The sequence below is a fragment of the Mycobacterium neumannii genome, assembly GCF_048452905.1.
Taxonomy (GTDB): Bacteria; Actinomycetota; Actinomycetes; order Mycobacteriales; family Mycobacteriaceae; genus Mycobacterium; species Mycobacterium neumannii_B.
In genome coordinates this window covers 434,417-453,929 of record NZ_JBCGVF010000007.1, presented here as the reverse complement: position 1 = coordinate 453,929, position 19,513 = coordinate 434,417, and the positions used below count along the sequence as shown (strand labels likewise).

Sequence of the window (19,513 nt, the reverse complement as noted above, 5' to 3'; positions counted from 1 at the left end):
GCGAGGCAATACGGTGGACGGGTGAGCTCAGAGCGGCCGCCCGGTGGTGGCTTCAACCCGCCGGTGGCCACCGATAGCGGTGGACCCGACTACGGGCGCTTCATCGAAGCGGTCCGCACGTTGCAGGATCATGCCCGCGCCGCCGATGCCCCCGACGATGTGATCAGCGAAGCCGCCGACCAGATCGAGAAGGTCTCGCAGCTGCTCGCCCCCTACTACGCCGACGAATGGTCCTCACCGTCCGGCCGACGCCTGGACCTGCCCAACCGCGGCAACATCTTGTCGATCCCGCTCGACGTGCAGGTCACCGACGATCAGCGCATCGAAGGCACCGCCGAGTTCCGCCGCTTCCACCTCGGCCGCAACGGGGCTGCCCACGGCGGCAGCGTCGCGCAGCTGTTCGACGCCCTGCTGGGTTTCACCGCGTTCAAGCTCAGCGGCAGTAGGGCCCAGCGCACGGCATTTCTGCACATCGACTACCGGCACATCGCGCACGTCGAGAAGCAGTTCCAGGTGCAGGCGGGGATCGACCGGATCGACGGCCGCAAGATCTTCGTCTCCGGGCGACTGCTCGACTGCGATACCGTGCTGGCCGAGGCACAGGCGCTGTTCGTCAAACTCAAACCGGGCCAGCCGTGAACGCTGCAGACGTGAAACGGCGCCTCGGACGGTGGCGCGACCGGGTCCGGGACCGACGCTCGATCAACTTCGCGTACCGCATCGGGGTGGGCGTCGTCGGTGCCGTGGTCCTGGGGCTGGGCATTTTGGCCATCCCGTACCCGGGCCCGGGCTGGGCGATCGTCTTCGTCGGCCTCGGCATCCTGGCCACCGAGTTCGAGTGGGCGCGACGGCTGCTGGGTTACGCCAAGGATCGCTACGACAAGGCGATGGACTGGTTTCATCGTCAGCACAGCATCGTGCAGATCCTCGGCGGGGTGTTCACCGCGCTGGTGGTGTTCGCCACGCTGTGGCTGTTGGGCGCGGTCAACTTCTTCGGCGACCTCGTTGGGCTGGAGCACAAGCTGCTTCAGAGCCCTCTGGGCATCGGGTCCTGACGGGGCCGATCGCAGGTGGGCACCGATAGCATGGTCGCGTCCTCGAGTCTGTTGACAATGAAACTGGAGAGTCACCGATGAGCGCCGCCACCAACCGCACCCCAGCAGCCCTGATCCGGGTCGCTGCCGGGACGACTGCGGGGGAGGCGGTGCGCGAGGCGGGCCTGCCGAGCCGGGGCGCATCCGACGCCATCGTCGTCGTCCGCGACGCCGATGGCCGGCTGCGCGACCTGTCTTGGGCGCCCGACTCCGACGTCGAGGTGACTCCCGTGGCCGCCGACACCGACGACGGCCGCAGCGTGCTCCGACACTCCACCGCGCACGTGCTCGCACAGGCCGTGCAGGATCTCTTCCCGCAGGCCAAGCTCGGCATCGGTCCGCCGATCGCCGACGGGTTCTACTACGACTTCGACGTCGAGCGCGCGTTCACGCCCGAAGACCTCGTTGCGCTGGAGAAGCGCATGCGCCAGATCGTCAAAGAAGGCCAGCTGTTCTCTCGGCGCGTCTACGAGTCGAAAGACCAAGCGCGCGAAGAACTCGCCAACGAGCCCTACAAACTCGAGCTGGTGGACGACAAGTCCGGCGATCCCGACGTGATGGAGGTCGGTGGCGACGAGCTGACCTCCTACGACAACCTCAATCCCCGTAGCCGCGAACGTGTTTGGGGCGATCTGTGCCGTGGCCCGCATATCCCGACGACGAAGTACATCCCGGCGTTCAAGCTCACCCGCAGCTCAGCGGCCTACTGGCGCGGCAATCAGAACAACGCCAGCCTGCAACGGATCTACGGCACGGCCTGGGAGTCGCAAGAAGCGCTCGACAAGCACCTCGAGCTCATCGAGGAGGCGCAACGCCGCGACCATCGCAAGCTCGGCGCCGAGCTCGACCTGTTCAGCTTCCCCGACGAAATCGGTTCGGGGCTGGCCGTTTTCCATCCCAAGGGTGGGATCATCCGGCGCGAGCTCGAGGACTACTCGCGGCGCAAGCACATCGAGGCCGGCTACCAGTTCGTCAACACCCCGCACATCACCAAGGCCGAGCTGTTCAAGATCTCCGGACACCTCGATTGGTATGCCGACGGCATGTTCCCGCCGATGCACCTCGACGCGGAACTCGACCCCGACGGCACAGTGCGCAAACCTGGCCAGGACTACTACCTCAAGCCGATGAACTGCCCCATGCACTGCCTGATCTTCCGGTCGCGTGGGCGTTCGTACCGCGAACTTCCATTGCGGCTCTTCGAATTCGGGACGGTGTATCGCTACGAGCTCTCCGGTGTCGTGCACGGGTTGACGCGGGTTCGCGGGCTGACGATGGACGACTCGCACATCTACTGCACCCGCGAACAGATGCGTGACGAGCTGACCTCACTGCTGCGCTTCATCCTCGACCTGCTCGCCGACTACGGCCTGACGGACTTCTATCTCGAGCTGTCCACGAAGGACCCCGAGAAGTTCGTCGGCTCAGACGAGCTGTGGGAAGAAGCCACCGATGTGCTGGCCGAGGTCGGCGCCGCCTCCGGGCTCGACCTCGTGCCCGATCCAGGCGGCGCGGCCTTCTACGGTCCGAAGATTTCGGTTCAGGTCAAAGACGCGCTGGGCCGCAGCTGGCAGATGTCGACCATCCAGCTGGACTTCAACTTCCCGGAGCGCTTCGAGTTGGAGTACACCGCCGCGGACGGATCGCGACAGCGGCCCGTGATGATCCACCGCGCGCTGTTCGGCTCGATCGAGCGGTTCTTCGGCATCCTCACCGAGCACTACGCCGGGGCCTTCCCGGCCTGGCTGGCGCCCGTGCAGGTGGTCGGCATTCCCGTCGCCGACGACCACGTTCCGTATCTGAACGGCCTTGCGACGCAACTGAAGATGAAGGGTGTCCGGGCTGAGGTGGACGCCAGCGACGACCGGATGGCCAAGAAGATCGTCAACCACACCAACCAGAAGGTGCCGTTCATGTTGGTGGCGGGGGACCGCGACGTCGAGGCCGACGCCGTCAGCTTCCGGTTCGGTGACCGCACCCAGATCAACGGCGTACCGCGCGACAAGGCCGTCGCCGCGATCACCGACTGGATCGCGAGCCGTCGAAACGCCGCTCCCACAGCCGAACTGCTCGAGGCGGGCACAGCCAAGTGAGCGCCGAAGAGCAAGCCGACAGCGGCATCAACGAGCACACGGTGGTCGACCGCGGTGCCGGTGACCCTGACCATCTGCAGCGGCTCTGGACACCGCACCGGATGAGCTATATCGCCGAAGCGCCCATGAAGGGCGGGTCGGCGGGCTCGGGCAAGTCCCGCCAGCCGTTCACCGACATCCCCACGATGCCCGACGAGGAGGGACTGGTCGTCGCGCGCGGCGAGTCCGTCTACATCGTGCTCAACCTCTACCCGTACAACCCGGGGCACTCGATGGTGGTGCCCTATCGACGGGTGTCCGAGTTGGAGGACCTCAACCCCGACGAGAGTTTCGAGCTGATCTCGTTCACGCAGAAGCTCATTCGCGTGATCAAGTCGGTCTCTCACCCGCACGGTTTCAACGTAGGGCTCAACCTGGGCCAGTCGGCGGGCGGCTCGCTGGCCGATCATCTGCACATGCACGTGGTGCCGCGCTGGAGCGGCGACGCGAACTTCATCACGATCATCGGCGGCTCGAAAGCGGTGCCGCAGTTGCTGCGTGAGACCCGTGAACTGCTGGCCACCGAATGGGCGAGACAGCAGTGAGCAACTTCTACCTGATGACCCGCGCGGCGTACGAGAAAATCAGTACGCCGATCGCCAAGGGTGCGCTGCGCGCAGGGTTCACCCCGGACAGCATCACGATCCTGGGCACCGCGGGTTCAGTGCTGGGGGCGTTGACGCTGTACCCGATCGGTCATTTGTGGTGGGGCTCGTTCGTCGTGTGGCTCTTCGTGCTGGCCGACATGCTCGACGGTGCGATGGCCCGCCAGCGCGGCGGAGGCACCCGCTTCGGGGCGGTGCTGGACGCCACCTGCGACCGCATCAGCGACGGCGCCATCTTCTGCGGGCTGTTGTGGTGGGCGGCGTTCGGGCTGCAGAGCGCATCGCTGGTGGTCGCGACCGCGATCTGCCTGGTGACCTCGCAGGTCATCTCCTACATCAAGGCCAGGGCCGAAGCCAGCGGACTGTCAGGGGAGGGCGGTCTGATCGAACGTCCGGAGCGGCTGATCATCGTGCTGCTGGGCGCGGGGCTGTCCGGTCTGTTCGGGGTCGTATGGCTGCTGCACATCGCGATGTGGGTGCTTGCGGTGGCCAGCCTGGTGACGCTGGGGCAACGCGTGCACAGCGTGCGGACCTCACCGGGAGCAATGGATCGGATCGCCAAACCCGACGCCACCGACGCGGGCGGGGACGAACCGGAGGCGAGAGAGCCGTGACGACCACCCCCTCGGGGCCGTCGGCCAGTGCCAACCCGTTGGGTGGCCGGTTGGCGGATTGGGGGTACGCGGCGGGCTGGCGGATGGTGCGCGCGATGCCGGAGTTCTTCGCGCGCAACACTTTCGACGCCGGTGCCCATTTCGCGGCGCGCGGCGGTGGGCCTGAACAGCTGCGCAAGAACCTGGCCCGTGTCGTCGGTGTACCGCCCGAGCAGGTGCCAGACGGCCTGGTTCGTGCTTCGCTTGCTTCCTACGCCCGATACTGGCGGGAGGCCTTCCGGTTACCGACGATGGACCACGAGGCGATCGCCCGCGAACTGGTCGTCGACCACGTCGACCTGCTGTGGGCCGCGTTGGACGCCGGCCGCGGCGCGGTGCTGTCGCTGCCGCACAGCGGCAACTGGGACATGGCGGGGGTCTGGCTGGCCCAGAACTACGGCACGTTCACCACGGTCGCCGAACGCCTCAAGCCCGAGTCGTTGTACAACCGCTTCGTCGCGTACCGGGAGGGCCTGGGTTTCGAAGTCGTCCCGCTGACCGGCGGTGACCGGCCCCCGTTCGAGGTGCTCGCCGAGCGGTTACGCGACAACCGGCCGGTGTGCCTGATGGCCGACCGTGACCTCAGCCGCAGCGGGGTCGAGGTGGATTTCTTCGGCGAAGCCACGCGCATGCCCGCGGGCTCGGCCAAACTCGCCATCGAGACCGGGGCGGCGCTGTTCCCGGTGCACTGCTGGTTCGAAGGCGATGGGTGGGGCATGCGGGTGTTTCCCGAGATCGACACGTCGTCGGGTGACGTCACCGTCATCACCCAGGCGTTGGCCGACCGGTTCGCCCGCAACATCGCCGCCCACCCGGCCGACTGGCACATGATGCAACCGCAGTGGCTGGCCGACCTGTCGGCGGAGCGGCGCGCGAGGCTGGAGGCCAGCCCGTGAGGATCGGCATGGTCTGCCCGTACTCGTTCGATGTGCCGGGTGGAGTGCAGTCGCACGTGTTGCAGTTGGCCGAGGTGATGCAGAGCCTGGGCCACCACGTCAGCGTCCTGGCCCCGTCGTCGCCGGGTGCGCAGCTGCCCGATTACGTCGTCTCCGGCGGCAAGGCCGTGCCGATTCCGTACAACGGATCGATCGCACGCCTCCGGTTCGGGCCGGCCACGCACCGCCTGGTCAAGCGGTGGCTGGCCGACGGCCACTTCGACGTGCTGCACCTGCACGAGCCCAACGCCCCCAGCTTGTCGATGCTCGCCCTCAACATCGCCGAGGGCCCGATCATCGCGACGTTCCACACGTCGACCACAAAGTCGTTGACGCTGACCGTTTTCGAGCCGATCCTGCGGCCGATGCACGAGAAGATCGTCGGGCGCATCGCGGTTTCGGACCTGGCCCGCCGCTGGCAGATGGAGGCGTTGGGCAGCGACGCCGTCGTCATCCCCAACGGGGTGGACGTGGCGGCGTTCGCGTCCGCGCCGCTGCTCGAAGGCTATCCCCGCCCGGGTAGGTCGGTGCTGTTCCTGGGCCGCTTCGACGAACCGCGCAAGGGCATGGCCGTCCTTCTGCGCGCGCTGCCCACGCTGGTCGAACGGTTCCCCGATGTCGAGGTCCTCGTCGTCGGTCGCGGTGACGAGGACGAACTGCGTGATGATGCGGGCGACCTCGCGTCGCATCTGCGCTTTCTCGGTCAGGTCGATGACGCGGTCAAGGCGTCGGCGATGCGCAGTGCCGACGTGTACTGCGCACCCCACACGGGGGGCGAGAGCTTCGGCATCGTGCTCGTCGAGGCGATGGCCGCAGGCACCGTCGTGGTCGCCAGCGACCTGGACGCGTTCCGGCAGGTGCTCGACGACGGGAGGGCCGGCCGCCTCGTCCCGGTCGACGACGCGGCGGCGCTGGCCGAGGGGTTGATCGAGGTGCTCGCCGACGATGCGGTGCGCGGGCACTACGTCACCGCCGCCACCCAAGCCGTCCGGCCCTACGACTGGTCTGTGGTGGCCCGACAGGTCATGCGAGTGTACGAGACCGTCTCCGGGTCGGGCAGCACGGTGACGGTTTCCGGTGGTGACAGCTCAGCCAAGGCCAGGGCCACGGCGACAGCGAGGGCCAGGAAGGCGACCGGAGGCGTCCGGTGATCACCTGGATCGTCGTGATCGCGCTGGCGGTGCTGGTCGTGGTCATCCTGGTGGTCGGCGCGTGGGCCTTGCAGACCGCCAACCGGCTCGATCGATTGCATGTGCGATACGACCTGTCCTGGCAGGCGCTCGACGGAGCGTTGGCGCGCCGTGCCGTCGTCGCCCGCGCGGTCGCCGTCGATGCCTACGGTAATGGACCGGAAGCGACGCGGCTGGCCGTGCTCGCCGACGCCGCCGAACGGGCACCGAGGTCCGCCCGCGAGGGTGCCGAGAATGACCTTTCCGCGGCGCTGGCCCAGGTGGACCCCCGGTTGGTGCCGCATGCTCTGGTCGCCGAACTGACCGACGCCGAAGCGCGGGTGGTGCTGGCCCGGCGATTCCACAACGACGCGGTGCGCGACACTCTGGCTCTGCGCGAACGGCCGGTGGTGCGCATGTTGCGGCTCGGTGGAACCGCCGCGCTGCCAACATATTTCGAAATCGTCGAGCGGTCCGAGACGGTACCGGAGGGCGGTCGGAGGTGAGCTGGCGCACGTCGGCGCGGGTGGTTTTGCTCGACGAGACCGGCGCCGTGCTGTTGTTTCGCGGTTCGGACCCGGCGCTGTCCGATCCGCCGCGCTGGTGGTTCACCGTCGGCGGCGCCGTGGAGGCGGGCGAGGAGCTCGCGGCCGCCGCGGCACGGGAGGTCGGCGAGGAGACCGGTCTGCGGGTGGCCGCCCGCGACCTGGTCGGCCCGTTGTGGCGGCGGCAGGCGGTCTTCGAGTTCGACGGTTCGGTGATCCGCAGCCAAGAGCTGTTCTTCGTGCACCGCACAACACGATTCGAGCCGACGATGGGCGGTCATACAGCGCTGGAACGACGCACGATTCACGGCTACCGCTGGTGCGATGAGACTGTGATTCAAGAATTGGCGGCCGGTGGCGAGACCGTCTACCCGCTGCAACTAGGCGAACTGCTCGATCAGGCCGCCGTTCTGGCCGACGGGGGAACCCGCCCCACGGGGCCGACAGTGCAGATTCGCTGACGGGTCGTCAGCCGGCCACGATCAAATCGTGCGCACCGGGCGCCCACGCCTTCTCGAAGACGTCAATGGGTACTTGTTCGCCGTCGCCGTCCTCGCTCCCGCTGTCGGAGAGGTAGACGATTCCCGCCTCCGGGTCCACACCGCTCACGACGACGGAGTGGTCGTCGTCGGTGTGGCTGCCATCCTCCGCCCAGATCGTCTCGGAGTTGACGCCCGCGATCAGTCGACGCCCGCTGTCGAGGTAAGTGATGAGCGCGGGAATACCGGTGGCCAAACCGGTTTGGGCAGCCAGATCGTCGTCAGTGGCGGTGGCGTTGACGCCATAGTGCTTCAGGAGAAGTACTTGGTCGTCGGAGTCGGTTCCGTTGTCCGAGTTCGGATCGTTCGGATTGGGTGGTGTATAGATCGGCCGGTCGCTGCCGGGACTCTTGAGGCTAGAGGCCACCGCCACGATTTCCTGCTCCGTGGGTGCCTTCCCAGTGGTGAGGCCCACGACGGTGGCGACCGCCATCAGGCCGCAATCCTGGAAGTTCTGCTGGCTCCAGTAGTTGCTCGCTTCGTCGGGATCACCGTGCATCTCCGTCGGAAGCATCGGACTCTCCGCGACACCGTGTGTCCCTGCTGAGGCGAATGCGACCTCGTGCGTGACATCCACGGCGCCGATGCCCCATACGCCCAGTGCGAGTGCGGCTACCAGCGACGTGAACCCGATGGGAGTGCTTGTCATCTGCCCGCTCCTGTCATTCCTTGGACCCAGAATCAGCGGACAGCCGGTCGGCTCCCAGCGCGCAGGCAGCTTATCGTCCACGGATCGCCGTCGTCAGCGCATCGGAGAGGTTCAGCAGGGGACGCGGGCGCCAGGTGCCGCGGCGGCCGAATCGCCGGCTTCAGGTCTCTCCCGTGCAGCGTGGGTCACTCGAGCGCTGCTGAATTGTCGGCTATCGCCGGTGTGATGAGACAATGGCATCTGAACTGATTCCCGGTGGGGGAGCCGTCACGGCAGCGGTTCGCAAGTCACCGTCCGCGGACTGCGGATCCAATTGATTTGGCGGCCCCACTACACTGGATCGGTAGCAATCGGAGGAGATAGCAGTGGAAACCGCAGCGAACGGCTCGCATCACAACGGCTCTGGCCATACCGGAACAGCCCGGGTGAAGCGCGGCATGGCCGAGATGCTCAAGGGCGGCGTGATCATGGACGTGGTCACTCCCGAGCAGGCCAAGATCGCCGAGGGCGCCGGTGCGGTCGCGGTCATGGCGCTCGAACGGGTGCCCGCCGACATCCGCGCCCAGGGTGGCGTCGCGCGCATGAGTGATCCTGACCTCATCGAAGGGATCATCTCGTCGGTCACCATCCCGGTGATGGCCAAGGTTCGCATCGGCCACTTCGTGGAGGCGCAGATTCTGCAGAGCCTCGGTGTCGACTACATCGACGAGTCCGAGGTGCTGACGCCTGCCGACTACACCCACCACATCGACAAGTGGAAGTTCACCGTCCCGTTCGTGTGCGGTGCGACCAACCTCGGTGAGGCCCTGCGCCGCATCACCGAGGGCGCGGCGATGATCCGCTCGAAGGGCGAGGCCGGCACCGGCGACGTGTCCAACGCGACCACCCATATGCGTCAGATCGGCGGTGAGATCCGTCGGCTGACCTCGCTGTCGGAGGACGAGCTGTACGTCGCGGCCAAGGAATTGCAGGCTCCCTACGACCTGGTGGTCGAGGTGGCTCGGGCAGGCAAGCTGCCTGTGACGCTGTTCACCGCAGGCGGCATCGCGACCCCGGCGGACGCGGCGATGATGATGCAACTCGGCGCCGAGGGGGTGTTCGTCGGCTCGGGCATCTTCAAGTCCGGCGACCCCGCAGCGCGCGCCGCGGCCATCGTCAAGGCCACCACGTTCTACGACGATCCCGACGTGCTGGCCAAGGTGTCGCGCGGATTGGGTGAGCCGATGGTCGGCATCAACGTGGAGAGTGTCGCAGCGCCACACCGGCTCGCCGAACGCGGCTGGTAACCGACCGAATGGCGATCGAACAGATCCTCGATCTCGAACAGCTCGAGGTCAACATTTATCGGGGAAGCGTGTTCAGCCCCGAATCCGGTTTCCTGCAGCGCACTTTCGGCGGACACGTGGCGGGCCAGTCGCTGGTGTCTGCGGTGCGCACGGTCGACCCGACGTTTCAGGTGCATTCGCTGCACGGCTACTTCCTGCGCCCGGGCGATGCCAAGGCGCCGACGGTCTACATCGTCGAGCGGTTGCGCGACGGCGGGTCTTTCATCACCCGTCGCGTCAATGCGATCCAGCACGGCGAGACCATCTTCTCGATGTCGGCCTCCTTCCAGACCGACCAGAGCGGAATCGAGCACCAGGACGCGATGCCGGTGGCGCCGCCACCCGACGACTGTCCGGGACTGACCGAGATCAAGGCGTTCGACGATGCGGGCTTCAACCAGTTCGCCGAGTGGGACGTCCGCATCGTGCCGCAGGAGAAGCTGACCCGGTTGCCCGGCAAGGCTTCTCAGCAGCAGGTGTGGTTCCGTCATCGCGATCCGCTGCCCGACGACTATGTGCTGCACATCTGCGCGCTGGCCTATATGAGCGATCTGACGCTGTTGGGATCGGCCCAGGTGCACCACTCCGGGGAGCGTAAGCATCTGCAGGTGGCCTCGCTCGATCACGCGATGTGGTTCATGCGGTCGTTTCGCGCCGACGAGTGGCTGCTCTACGACCAGTCCTCACCATCGGCCTCCGGGGGCCGGTCGTTGTGTCAGGGCAAGATCTTCAACCAGTACGGCGAGATGGTGGCGGCGGTCATGCAGGAGGGGCTGACCCGCTTCAAGCGCGGCTACACACCGTGAGCACTGCGCACGTCGGTGTCCTTGCGCTACAGGGCGACACCCGCGAACACCTGGCGGCGCTGCGCGAGGCCGGGGCGGAGGCGTCGACCGTGCGGCGGGTGCGAGAACTGGAGGCCGTCGACGCGCTGGTAATCCCCGGCGGGGAGTCCACGGCGATGAGCCACCTGCTGCGCGAACTCGATCTGCTCGAACCCCTGCGGTCGCGGCTGGCCGACGGTATGCCTGCGTACGGCTCGTGTGCGGGCATGATCCTGCTGGCCTCGGAGATCCTCGATGCCGGGTCGACCGGCCGGGAGGCCACGCCGCTGAAGGGGATCGATATGACGGTGCGACGCAACGCATTTGGCCGCCAGGTCGACTCGTTCGAAGACGATATCGCCTTCGGCGGCGTCGACGGGCCGGTGCACGCCGTGTTCATCCGGGCGCCGTGGGTCGAACGCGTCGGACCCGAGGTCGAGGTGCTCGCCGAGGCCGCCGGTCACATCGTCGCGGTGCGCCAGGGCAAGCGGCTCGCGACGGCCTTCCACCCGGAGATGACCGGCGACCGCCGCATCCACAAACTGTTCGTCTCGATGCTCTGAGTTGCGATTTCGGTGTAGTTGGTTGCGCGCAGCGCAACTACGTGCACCGAAATCACAGACGGTCTAGCGGATCTCGAGGCCGGTGATCGCGCGGCCGATCACCAGGCGCTGGATTTCGCTGGTGCCCTCGAAGATCGTGAAGATCTTGGCGTCGCGATGCATCCGCTCGACGGGATACTCGCGGGTGTAGCCGTTGCCGCCGAGAATCTGGATCGCCTCATCGGTGACGTACACCGCGGTCTCGCTGGCCACCAGCTTGGCCATCGACCCCTCGGCGTTCTCGAACGCCTTGCCGTTGCGCGCCATCCAACCGGCCCGCCAGACCAGCATCCGGGCGGCGTCGATGCGGGCCTTCATGTCGGCCAACTTGAATGCGATGGCCTGGAATTCGCCGATTTTCTTGCCGAACTGCTCGCGCTGACGGGCGTAGTCGAGCGCGTACTCATAAGCGGCGCGAGCCACGCCGACCGCCATGGCGCCGACGGTGGGCCGCGTGCGCTCGAACGTCGCCAACGCCGCCTGGCTCTTGGCCTTCTTGCCCTCGCGCACCCGCGCGATGCGCTCCTCGAACTTGTCCCTGCCGCCGACGATCAGCCCGCCCGGGATGCGCACATCCTCGAGTACCACTTCGGCGGTGTGCGAGGCGCGGATGCCGTGCTTGAGGAACTTCTGCCCCTGCCGGAAGCCGGGGGTGTTCGGCGGGATGATGAACGTGGCCTGCCCGCGGGTGCCCAGTTCGGGGTACACCGACGCGACAACGATATGCACCTCGGCGATACCGCCGTTGGTGGCCCAGGTCTTGGTGCCGTTGAGGACCCACTCGTCTTTGGCCTCGTCGTAACGGGCGCGGGTGAGGATGGCGCCGACGTCGGAACCGGCGCCGGGCTCCGACGAGCAGAACGATGCGACCTTCGGTTCGTTGACGCTGCCGAACATCTGGGGCACCCATTCGCCGATCTGCTCGGGGGTGCCGTTGGCGGCCAGCGACGCCGCGGCCAGGCCGGTACCCAGGATCGACAGCGCGATACCGGCGTCACCCCAGAACATCTCCTCGAACGCCACGAGCATTCCCAGACCGGACGGTTCGCCTGCCTGCTCGGCGAAGAACTCCATCGAGTACAGGCCGACCTTCGCGGCCTCTTGAATGATCGGCCACGGCGTCTCTTCGCGTTCGTCCCACTCCGCGGCGGCAGGGCGGACGACGTCGGCGGCGAATTCGTGCACCCAGTCCCGGACGTGGACGAGATCCGGCGAGAGCTCAAGCGAGAAGGACATGCCGCTATCTTACTGCGGAGTAAGATAGCGGCGAAGTATTGTGGCAGACCTAACAGGGCCGGCAGAACGGGAACGCCGCGATGACGATGGTCGAAGTCGAGCCGCAACCGCGCATCGATACCCTGGTCACGCTTCCTAATGGCAGCGACGCGCGGCACACCGAGTACACCGGAACCGCCTGGTTCGACGGCAAACCCCTCGTGTCCGGTCTGGCGCTGCGCAGAGCACCGAACGCTCCCAAAGGCATCCGGACGCCGAACTTCTCGGCATCGTTCTTCCTTCCCGACAGTCTCGCGTACAACCGGGCCTCGCTGAGTAGCGCGACGTTGTCGGTGTCGGTCGTTCTCCAGGCCTCCGGCGAGACCGGCGCGATCGTCGACGCCGCCGTGACCTTCACCGACGACCCGTCGGGCGCACCGACGTGGCTGCAGCTGCACGTGCACGGTCACATCGGCTGGCCGGCCGCCGTCGGCTACCGCGTCATCGCGCTGACGTCGCCCGACGCGGTTCGGTAGGGCGCAAACGTCCACGTAGACTCGTCGGGCGGACTCAGCGCACGAAACTTGGCGCACGAAAGCGCACGGAGAGGTACTACCTGCATGAGCGGCCATTCCAAGTGGGCCACCACCAAGCACAAGAAAGCCGTCATCGACGCCCGCCGGGGCAAGATGTTCGCCAAATTGATCAAAAACGTCGAGGTCGCGGCGCGTGTGGGCGGCGGCGACCCGGCGGGCAACCCCACGTTGTACGACGCGATCCAGAAGGCCAAGAAATCGTCGGTACCCAACGACAACATCGAACGCGCCCGCAAGCGCGGCAGTGGTGAGGAAGCCGGCGGCGCCGAGTACCAGAACATCACCTACGAGGGCTACGGGCCCAACGGCGTTGCGGTGCTGATCGAATGCCTGACCGACAACCGCAACCGGGCGGCCGGCGAGGTGCGCGTGGCTATGACCCGCAACGGCGGCAGCATGGCCGACCCGGGTTCGGTGTCCTACCTCTTCTCGCGCAAGGGCGTCGTCACCCTCGACAAGAACGACCTCACCGAGGACGACGTGTTGATGGCAGTGCTCGACGCCGGGGCCGAAGACGTCAACGATCTCGGTGATTCTTTCGAGATCATCTGCGAGGCAACCGATCTCGTTGCTGTGCGTAGCGCGCTTCAGGATGCGGGCATCGACTACGAGTCGGCAGAAGCCGGGTTCGTGCCCTCGGTGACGGTGCCGCTGGACGCCGACGGTGCGCGCAAGATCATGAAGCTGGTCGACGCGCTCGAAGACCTCGACGACGTCCAGGACGTCTACACCAACATCGACATTCCCGACGAGGTCGCTGCCGAACTCGACGCTGAGGACTAGATCTTCAGGGCCACGCGGTAGTGGCGGTGGGCGAACAGCCAGTTCCCGTCGACGCGCACCAGTTCATCGACATACTCGCCGACCAGTTGGCGACCCGGTTGATCGCGCAGCTTCATGAATTCCAGGCAGTACGACCGTGCGTCGGCCCGGTCGTCGCGCACGGTCAGCGACGCCATCTGGGTGAAGAACGCCATCTGCTCGATGGCCCCGAAGATGCCGTGCCAGTGGTCGCGCAGTTCGCTCTTGCCACGGCATTCCCCGCCCGAACCGGTGCGGCGGCCATCGTCGGTCCAGCACGCCAGATACGCGTCGAGGTCCTTGCGCATGACTGCGTCGCTGTAGATTTCGAGGCGCTCTCGGATGAGTTGTCTGTCTTCGGCGTGCCCGCTGAACGTCATTGGCTCATTATCGGGATGACGACTTCAAGGAGCGGAGGCCGCGGGTATGGCCAGGGCGACGGTGACTGACCCCGAGGGGGAGACGGTGACGGTGCGGCGCTGGTGGTGGCGCACGATCCCATGGGAGACCGGGTTTTCCACGCTGGACGCGTTCATCTTCCTGCTCGTGCTGCCGTTCATGGTGATGTGGCCGTTCTGGCTGCTGCTGAAGTGGCTCGGCGTGTCGTGGAAGATCGTCATTGAACGCGACGGCGAGCGGATAGGACGCGAACGGGTGCGCGGCTGGCGCCGGTCCGGCGAGCGCATCTACGAGATCGCGGCGTCCGTGCAGGCGGGTACGTATCCGGTCGATCCGGTCGAGCAGCCCGCGGCGTCCTGAGGCACGCTCAGCCCCTGCCGTTGGACCGCACGAGCTCGTCGTCGTCGCAGTCGATGGTGTGATCGAACGCCTTGGCCCGCTCCTCGGCTTCGGGACTGCCAGAGAACATCCCCGCGGCCACGCGCTTGGTCTCGCCGGCGACGTCGCCACCGATCTCCGGTTCCGGAGCCGCTTCGGCGGGCTGAATGCGATGGATCGGCACCACGCCGCCGGTGCGCTGCACCCAGTCGACCAATCCTTCGCGAACCGTGCACTGCAGGTCGTACAGCGCACCGGCGTTGTGTGCGCTGACCACGACGCGCACCCGAACCACACCGCCGACCGCGTCGGTCACCTGCAGAACGCCGCGCCGGCCGTCCCAGAGGTCGCTTTCGGACAGCAGCCGGTCCAACTCGGCGCGCATGTCGTTGAACGGGACGTTGAAGTCGACGTCGAACTCGACGGTGCCCATGATCTCGGTGGCGCTGCGGGTCCAGTTCTCGAACGGCTCGGTGGTGAAGTAGGTGGACGGCAACACGAGCCGGCGCTCGTCCCAGATCCGCACGACGACGTACGTCAGCGTGATCTCCTCGATGCGGCCCCACCACTGACCGTTCTCGAGCTGGACGATGTCGCCCACGCGGATCGCCCCGGAGAACGCGATCTGCATTCCGGCGAAGACCGCACCCAGCGACGTCTGCGCGGCCAGGCCTGCCACCACCGACAACACACCGGCGGAGGCGAACACCGTGGTGCCGATGTCGGAGAACGACGGGAACGTCATCAGGATCGCGGCACCGCCGAGGATGACGACGATCGCGATTGCCAGCCTGCGCAGGACCGTCACCTGCGTCCGAACCCGGCGCCACAGCCGGTCGGCGTCCGAGATCTCCTCACCGCCCCCGCCGTAACGGGCGATCATGCGCCTCTCGGCGACGCGGACGAAGCCCGTGACCAGCCAGGTGATCGAGACGATCATCAGGATCAGCAGCCAGTGGTCCACCCACCCGCGCCACGAGTCGGCCGTGTCCGACGTCCGTCGCACCGTGACCGTCGCCGCGATCACCATCAGCAGCATGCGGACGGGTTTGCGGGTGAGCACCTCGATGTCCTTGATCAGCGCGCTGCGGCGACTGACGCGTGCCATCACCCAGGTCAGCACCACCCCGAACACGTACACGGCGGCGATCGATCCGGCCGCCCAGGCAAGGGTGACGGCGAGGTTGCTTGCGGTCTGCAGTTCGGTCTCGTCGGGCATGGGATGAGGTCAACTCCACGAATCGGGATCAGGTCCTCAATCGACGGTAGCCCTGTTGCCGCGTGAGGAAACATCGGCTTCGGGGCGTCGAACGCGGGTTCTGCTTTCTCACAAGCACAATTGGCGGGTGGCAGTGGTACGCGACACATTCGGCACCGAGTGGCAGATCAGCAGGCGGTGGTGGCCGTTCCCGGGCGACGCCCTTGACCTGACGTTCGGTTGGCTGGAGCTTCTCGTCGGCGCGCTGTTTGTGGTGTTGTGGCCGTTCTGGTTGCTCGGCAAGTTCTGCGGTGTGCGCTGGGTGATCACCGTCGAGCGCGACGGGCATCAAGTAGGCCGCGAACTGGTCCGCGGGTGGAACCGGTCGAAGGGCCGCATGAGTGAGATCGCGCTGGAGATCACCGCGGGCGGACGCGGGGGGCAGTTCGTGATCTGAGCGGGCGTGTCCCTGCCCAGTGGCGGGCCTGCAGGCGGCTAAGCTCTCGAACAAGTGTTCACAGAAGGGCCTCACGTGCGGGTGATGGGAGTCGACCCCGGGTTGACGCGCTGCGGCCTGTCGGTCATCGAGGGCGGTACGGGTCGGCAGGTCACAGCGCTCGACGTCGACGTGGTTCGCACCCCGTCGGGCGATCCGCTGCACCGGCGGCTGTTGGTGATCAGCGAGGCCGTGGAGTACTGGATGGACACCCACAGACCCGACGTGATCGCGATCGAGCGGGTCTTCTCCCAGCAGAACGTCTCCACCGTGATGGGCACCGCGCAGGCCGGCGGAGTGATCGCGCTCGCGGCGGCCCGCCGCGACATCGACGTGCACTTCCACACACCCAGCGAGGTGAAGGCGGCGGTCACCGGTAACGGCAACGCCGACAAGGCGCAGGTGACCGCGATGGTGACCAGAATCCTTGCGCTGCAGGCCAAACCGACTCCCGCCGACGCCGCCGACGCGTTGGCCCTTGCGATCTGCCATTGTTGGCGGGCGCCGATGATCGCCCGGATGGCGGCGGCCGAGGCGCTGGCCGCCGAACAACAACGCAAGTACAAGGCCACGCTCAAGGCGAAAGCGAGGGCGGCACGGTGATCGCATCCGTTCGCGGTGAGGTTCTCGACATCGCACTCGACCACGTCGTGATCGAGGCGGGCGGGGTCGGTTACAAGGTGATGGCCACCCCGTCGACGCTGGCCACCCTGCGCCGCGGCGCCGAGGCGCGGCTGATCACCGCGATGATCGTGCGCGAAGACTCCCAGACGCTTTACGGCTTCGCCGACGGCGACGCCCGCGACCTGTTCCTCACCCTGCTCGGGGTGTCCGGAATCGGTCCCAGCATCGCGCTCGGCGCGCTGGCGATGTACGACGGGCCAACCTTGCGCCAGGCCATCGGCGACGCCGACATCACCGCGCTGACCCGGATTCCCAAAGTGGGCAAGAAGACCGCCGAGTTGATGGCGTTGAGCCTGCGCGACAAGGTTGGCGCCGTCTCGCCGTCCGGTGCGGCGACGGCAACTGGCCATGCGGTGCGGGGCCCGGTGGTGGAAGCGCTCATTGGGCTTGGATTCGCGGCCAAACAGGCCGAAGAAGCCACCGACAAGGTGTTGGCCAACGACCCCGAAGCCAATCAGTCGACCGCGTTGCGGGCGGCATTGTCGATGCTGGGTAACAAATGAGCCGATTCACCGACGACGACGCCGACGCCGACGAGCGTGACGTCTCGCCGGCGCTGACGGTCGGGGAGGGCGACATCGACGCGAGCCTGCGCCCGCGGTCGCTCCACGAGTTCATCGGGCAACCGCGCGTCCGCGAGCAGCTGCAACTGGTCATCGAGGGTGCCAAGAACCGCGGCGGCACACCGGATCACATCCTGCTGTCGGGACCACCCGGGTTGGGCAAGACGTCGCTGGCGATGATCATCGCGGCCGAACTCGGCTCCTCGCTGCGGGTCACCTCCGGTCCGGCGCTCGAGCGCGCAGGCGATCTGGCCGCGATGCTGTCCAACCTCGTCGAGCACGACGTGCTGTTCATCGACGAGATTCACCGCATCGCTCGGCCTGCCGAGGAGATGTTGTACCTGGCGATGGAGGACTTCCGCGTCGACGTCGTGGTGGGGAAGGGGCCCGGTGCGACGTCGATTCCGCTCGATGTCGCTCCGTTCACGCTCGTGGGGGCGACCACCCGCTCGGGCGCGCTGACGGGGCCGTTGCGTGACCGGTTCGGCTTCACCGCCCACATGGACTTTTACGAGCCCGCCGAACTCGAGCGGGTGTTGGCGCGGTCGGCGGGAATTCTCGGTATCGAGTTGGGCGCCGACGCGGGTGCAGAGATCGCTCGACGGTCGCGAGGTACACCGCGCATCGCCAACCGGCTGCTGCGCCGGGTCCGCGACTACGCCGAGGTCCGTGCCGACGGGGTGATCACCCGCGACATCGCCAAGGCGGCGCTGGAGGTCTACGACGTCGACGAGCTCGGGCTCGACCGCCTCGACCGCGCCGTGTTGTCCGCGCTGACACGAAGTTTCGGCGGGGGACCGGTCGGTGTCTCCACGCTGGCGGTCGCCGTCGGCGAGGAGGCGACGACCGTCGAAGAGGTGTGTGAGCCGTTCCTCGTGCGCGCCGGGATGATCGCGCGCACACCGAGGGGACGCGTGGCCACCGCGCAGGCCTGGACGCACCTCGGCCTGACCCCGCCGAGCGGCGTCACCGGTCTTGGGCAGGTGGGTCTTTTCGACTGAGGAGGACGGCAATGGGCAGCGGCACGATCAGGCTGGGCGGATTGCTCGGCGTGGCCTGCGCCGGTGTGGTCGTACCGGCGTATCTGGTCGGCTCACCGGAGATGCCGAAGGACGCCGACGGGGTGGACGCCCATTTCGACAGTGCAGCAACATTTCTCACCCTGAACGGCACGCTTCCGCTACTGCATCTGCTGTTCGGCCTGCTCTTCCTCGGCGTGCTCGTGTCGATGCTGCGGTCGGCGGCCGGGCCCACCGGTGCGGTGTACACCGCGGCGATCGGTGGGACGGTGTTCCTCGCACTGACCGCGGCCGGCCTGGCCGCCGAGGTCGCCGTGCCCGCCGCCATCGTGCGGTTCGACGACCTCACCGTGACGTCGTACTCGCAACCGTTCCTCGGCATGGCGGTATGGCTGTACCACTACAGCCATATCGGTTCGGCCGCATTGATATTCACCACCGCGTACATCGTGTGGCGTACCGGTGTGCTGCCGAAGTGGTCGGCGGCCCTTGCGGTGCTCGGGATCCCCGCGCTGCTGCACACCTGGACCGGATTGCCCGGCGCCTACAGCGTGGTGGTCTGGATCGCGCTGACGGGTCTGGTGATGTTGGCCATACCGCCGGTGGTGCGAGTGGAAAGCGTGGTCGCGTAATGGGTTTCGTCGGATTGTTCTTCGCGGGCCTCGCCGCCCTGCTGCACATCTACATCTGGGTGATGGAGTCGCTGACGTGGACGTCGGCGCGCACCAGGGCGACCTTCGGTCTCACCGAGGAAGAAGCGCTGGCCACCAAGGAGTTGGCCTTCAACCAGGGCTTCTACAACCTGTTTCTGGCCATCATCACGCTCGCTGGAATCGTGATCGGCGCCATGGGCTACAACTGGGTCGGCATCGCGTTGATCTTCGCCGGTGTCGGGTCGATGCTGGCGGCGGCGCTGGTGTTGTTGTTGTCGTCACCGGACAAGGCGAACGCCGCTGCGACACAGGGGATCTTTCCGCTGATCGCGATCGTGCTGTTGGCGGTGGCCGTCACGCTGTAGGGCCCGTCGCGCCGAACGTGCGGCCACTGCGATTCCGTCGGGACAATCTCGCAGTGGCCGCACGCTCGACGTCG

At 67.0% G+C, this 19,513-nt stretch carries 23 protein-coding genes and 1 pseudogene; 20 read left to right on the top strand and 4 right to left on the bottom strand.

The genetic code is table 11. The features are described 5' to 3' along the window. Window positions 1–21: 21 nt before the first annotated feature. From AAHH99_RS22485 to AAHH99_RS22450, 8 genes and pseudogenes are all read left to right on the top strand, one after another. Complete coding sequence (locus tag AAHH99_RS22485) at window positions 22–639, top strand: PaaI family thioesterase (RefSeq protein ID WP_418770677.1); 618 nt, start codon at window positions 22–24, stop codon at window positions 637–639. A gap of 11 nt (window positions 640–650) precedes the next feature. Next, entirely contained in the window at window positions 651–1,055 is a 405-nt protein-coding gene (locus tag AAHH99_RS22480; RefSeq protein WP_418770676.1) for a TIGR02611 family protein, read from the top strand. Between the two features lie 77 nt (window positions 1,056–1,132). Continuing rightward, the gene (gene thrS / locus AAHH99_RS22475) at window positions 1,133–3,187 is read left to right on the top strand and encodes a threonine--tRNA ligase (protein ID WP_418770675.1); all 2,055 of its coding nucleotides are present in this window, start codon (window positions 1,133–1,135) and stop codon (window positions 3,185–3,187) included. Beyond that, on the top strand, window positions 3,184–3,771 hold the full coding sequence (locus tag AAHH99_RS22470) for an HIT family protein (RefSeq protein ID WP_418770674.1): 588 nt from the start codon (window positions 3,184–3,186) through the stop codon (window positions 3,769–3,771). Before thrS ends, AAHH99_RS22470 begins: the two co-directional genes overlap by 4 nt. Continuing rightward, window positions 3,768–4,445, top strand: coding sequence for a phosphatidylinositol phosphate synthase (gene pgsA / locus AAHH99_RS22465; RefSeq protein WP_418770742.1), 678 nt, complete (start codon window positions 3,768–3,770; stop codon window positions 4,443–4,445). The genes AAHH99_RS22470 and pgsA overlap by 4 nt, the downstream gene beginning before the upstream one ends. Further along, a complete protein-coding gene (locus AAHH99_RS22460; protein ID WP_418770673.1) occupies window positions 4,442–5,380 on the top strand; it encodes a phosphatidylinositol mannoside acyltransferase in 939 nt (312 codons plus the stop codon). Before pgsA ends, AAHH99_RS22460 begins: the two co-directional genes overlap by 4 nt. After that, complete coding sequence (locus tag AAHH99_RS22455; protein ID WP_418770672.1) at window positions 5,377–6,570, top strand: glycosyltransferase family 4 protein; 1,194 nt, start codon at window positions 5,377–5,379, stop codon at window positions 6,568–6,570. The genes AAHH99_RS22460 and AAHH99_RS22455 overlap by 4 nt, the downstream gene beginning before the upstream one ends. Then, window positions 6,567–7,594, top strand: a pseudogene (locus tag AAHH99_RS22450) (NUDIX hydrolase). The gene AAHH99_RS22455 and the pseudogene AAHH99_RS22450 overlap by 4 nt, the downstream one beginning before the upstream one ends. 7 nt (window positions 7,595–7,601) lie before the next feature. On the opposite strand, the gene AAHH99_RS22445 reads toward AAHH99_RS22450, so the two are convergent. Next, a complete protein-coding gene (locus AAHH99_RS22445) occupies window positions 7,602–8,321 on the bottom strand; it encodes a hypothetical protein (protein ID WP_418770671.1) in 720 nt (239 codons plus the stop codon). Window positions 8,322–8,758: 437 nt separating this feature from the next. Here AAHH99_RS22445 and pdxS point away from each other — a divergent pair, with 437 nt between their 5' ends. Genes pdxS through pdxT form a run of 3 tightly spaced genes read left to right on the top strand, consistent with a single transcriptional unit; the run spans window position 8,759 to window position 11,033 of the window. Beyond that, complete coding sequence (gene pdxS, locus AAHH99_RS22440) at window positions 8,759–9,607, top strand: pyridoxal 5'-phosphate synthase lyase subunit PdxS (protein ID WP_231987587.1); 849 nt, start codon at window positions 8,759–8,761, stop codon at window positions 9,605–9,607. Window positions 9,608–9,615: 8 nt separating this feature from the next. After that, a complete protein-coding gene (tesB, locus tag AAHH99_RS22435) occupies window positions 9,616–10,452 on the top strand; it encodes an acyl-CoA thioesterase II (RefSeq protein ID WP_418770670.1) in 837 nt (278 codons plus the stop codon). Next, entirely contained in the window at window positions 10,449–11,033 is a 585-nt protein-coding gene (gene pdxT / locus AAHH99_RS22430) for a pyridoxal 5'-phosphate synthase glutaminase subunit PdxT (RefSeq protein WP_064415805.1), read from the top strand. Before tesB ends, pdxT begins: the two co-directional genes overlap by 4 nt. 63 nt (window positions 11,034–11,096) lie before the next feature. Here pdxT and AAHH99_RS22425 read toward each other — a convergent pair whose 3' ends face one another. Continuing rightward, the gene (locus AAHH99_RS22425; RefSeq protein ID WP_418770669.1) at window positions 11,097–12,308 is read right to left on the bottom strand and encodes an acyl-CoA dehydrogenase family protein; all 1,212 of its coding nucleotides are present in this window, start codon (window positions 12,306–12,308) and stop codon (window positions 11,097–11,099) included. A gap of 80 nt (window positions 12,309–12,388) precedes the next feature. Here AAHH99_RS22425 and AAHH99_RS22420 point away from each other — a divergent pair, with 80 nt between their 5' ends. Together AAHH99_RS22420 and AAHH99_RS22415 are read left to right on the top strand one after the other, a co-directional pair. Next, complete coding sequence (locus AAHH99_RS22420; RefSeq protein ID WP_418770668.1) at window positions 12,389–12,823, top strand: hypothetical protein; 435 nt, start codon at window positions 12,389–12,391, stop codon at window positions 12,821–12,823. A gap of 84 nt (window positions 12,824–12,907) precedes the next feature. Next, window positions 12,908–13,666 (top strand): YebC/PmpR family DNA-binding transcriptional regulator, encoded by a 759-nt coding sequence (locus tag AAHH99_RS22415; RefSeq protein ID WP_418770667.1) that lies wholly within the window; start codon window positions 12,908–12,910, stop codon window positions 13,664–13,666. Here AAHH99_RS22415 and AAHH99_RS22410 read toward each other — a convergent pair. Further along, window positions 13,663–14,064, bottom strand: a complete 402-nt coding sequence (locus tag AAHH99_RS22410; protein WP_418770666.1) for a YybH family protein — start codon at window positions 14,062–14,064, stop codon at window positions 13,663–13,665. The genes AAHH99_RS22415 and AAHH99_RS22410 overlap by 4 nt on opposite strands. 46 nt (window positions 14,065–14,110) lie before the next feature. Here AAHH99_RS22410 and AAHH99_RS22405 point away from each other — a divergent pair, with 46 nt between their 5' ends. Beyond that, window positions 14,111–14,443 carry a hypothetical protein gene (locus tag AAHH99_RS22405; protein ID WP_418770665.1) on the top strand — a complete coding sequence of 111 codons (333 nt, stop codon included), beginning with the start codon at window positions 14,111–14,113 and terminating at the stop codon, window positions 14,441–14,443. A gap of 7 nt (window positions 14,444–14,450) precedes the next feature. On the opposite strand, the gene AAHH99_RS22400 is transcribed toward AAHH99_RS22405, so the two are convergent. Next, window positions 14,451–15,680 (bottom strand): mechanosensitive ion channel family protein, encoded by a 1,230-nt coding sequence (locus AAHH99_RS22400; protein WP_418770664.1) that lies wholly within the window; start codon window positions 15,678–15,680, stop codon window positions 14,451–14,453. Between the two features lie 127 nt (window positions 15,681–15,807). On the opposite strand from AAHH99_RS22400, the gene AAHH99_RS22395 reads away from it, so the two are divergent. The 6 genes from AAHH99_RS22395 (at window position 15,808) to AAHH99_RS22370 (ending at window position 19,439) form a co-directional block, all read left to right on the top strand. Next, a complete protein-coding gene (locus tag AAHH99_RS22395; RefSeq protein ID WP_418770663.1) occupies window positions 15,808–16,116 on the top strand; it encodes a hypothetical protein in 309 nt (102 codons plus the stop codon). A gap of 75 nt (window positions 16,117–16,191) precedes the next feature. After that, window positions 16,192–16,758 carry a crossover junction endodeoxyribonuclease RuvC gene (ruvC, locus tag AAHH99_RS22390; RefSeq protein WP_418770662.1) on the top strand — a complete coding sequence of 189 codons (567 nt, stop codon included), beginning with the start codon at window positions 16,192–16,194 and terminating at the stop codon, window positions 16,756–16,758. Then, window positions 16,755–17,342: a Holliday junction branch migration protein RuvA gene (gene ruvA / locus AAHH99_RS22385; RefSeq protein ID WP_418770661.1), complete on the top strand. Its 588-nt coding sequence runs from the start codon at window positions 16,755–16,757 to the stop codon at window positions 17,340–17,342. Before ruvC ends, ruvA begins: the two co-directional genes overlap by 4 nt. Next, on the top strand, window positions 17,339–18,403 hold the full coding sequence (gene ruvB, locus AAHH99_RS22380) for a Holliday junction branch migration DNA helicase RuvB (protein ID WP_418770660.1): 1,065 nt from the start codon (window positions 17,339–17,341) through the stop codon (window positions 18,401–18,403). The genes ruvA and ruvB overlap by 4 nt, the downstream gene beginning before the upstream one ends. Window positions 18,404–18,414: 11 nt before the next feature. Next, window positions 18,415–19,053, top strand: a complete 639-nt coding sequence (locus AAHH99_RS22375) for a hypothetical protein (RefSeq protein WP_418770659.1) — start codon at window positions 18,415–18,417, stop codon at window positions 19,051–19,053. Continuing rightward, window positions 19,053–19,439, top strand: coding sequence for a DUF1304 domain-containing protein (locus AAHH99_RS22370; protein WP_418770658.1), 387 nt, complete (start codon window positions 19,053–19,055; stop codon window positions 19,437–19,439). Before AAHH99_RS22375 ends, AAHH99_RS22370 begins: the two co-directional genes overlap by 1 nt. Window positions 19,440–19,513: the final 74 nt, after the last annotated feature.

What these genes read in the sequence shown, in the direction of transcription:
- thrS (WP_418770675.1), top strand. Translation starts at nt 1,133, where the DNA reads ATGAGCGCCGCCACCAACCGCACCCCAGCAGCCCTGATCCGGGTCGCT.
- AAHH99_RS22445 (WP_418770671.1), bottom strand. Translation starts at nt 8,321, where the DNA reads ATGACAAGCACTCCCATCGGGTTCACGTCGCTGGTAGCCGCACTCGCA.
- pdxS (WP_231987587.1), top strand. Translation starts at nt 8,759, where the DNA reads ATGGCCGAGATGCTCAAGGGCGGCGTGATCATGGACGTGGTCACTCCC.
- tesB (WP_418770670.1), top strand. Translation starts at nt 9,616, where the DNA reads ATGGCGATCGAACAGATCCTCGATCTCGAACAGCTCGAGGTCAACATT.
- AAHH99_RS22425 (WP_418770669.1), bottom strand. Translation starts at nt 12,308, where the DNA reads ATGTCCTTCTCGCTTGAGCTCTCGCCGGATCTCGTCCACGTCCGGGAC.
- AAHH99_RS22420 (WP_418770668.1), top strand. Translation starts at nt 12,389, where the DNA reads ATGACGATGGTCGAAGTCGAGCCGCAACCGCGCATCGATACCCTGGTC.
- AAHH99_RS22415 (WP_418770667.1), top strand. Translation starts at nt 12,908, where the DNA reads ATGAGCGGCCATTCCAAGTGGGCCACCACCAAGCACAAGAAAGCCGTC.
- AAHH99_RS22410 (WP_418770666.1), bottom strand. Translation starts at nt 14,064, where the DNA reads ATGACGTTCAGCGGGCACGCCGAAGACAGACAACTCATCCGAGAGCGC.
- AAHH99_RS22405 (WP_418770665.1), top strand. Translation starts at nt 14,111, where the DNA reads ATGGCCAGGGCGACGGTGACTGACCCCGAGGGGGAGACGGTGACGGTG.
- AAHH99_RS22400 (WP_418770664.1), bottom strand. Translation starts at nt 15,680, where the DNA reads ATGCCCGACGAGACCGAACTGCAGACCGCAAGCAACCTCGCCGTCACC.
- ruvB (WP_418770660.1), top strand. Translation starts at nt 17,339, where the DNA reads ATGAGCCGATTCACCGACGACGACGCCGACGCCGACGAGCGTGACGTC.
- AAHH99_RS22375 (WP_418770659.1), top strand. Translation starts at nt 18,415, where the DNA reads ATGGGCAGCGGCACGATCAGGCTGGGCGGATTGCTCGGCGTGGCCTGC.
- AAHH99_RS22370 (WP_418770658.1), top strand. Translation starts at nt 19,053, where the DNA reads ATGGGTTTCGTCGGATTGTTCTTCGCGGGCCTCGCCGCCCTGCTGCAC.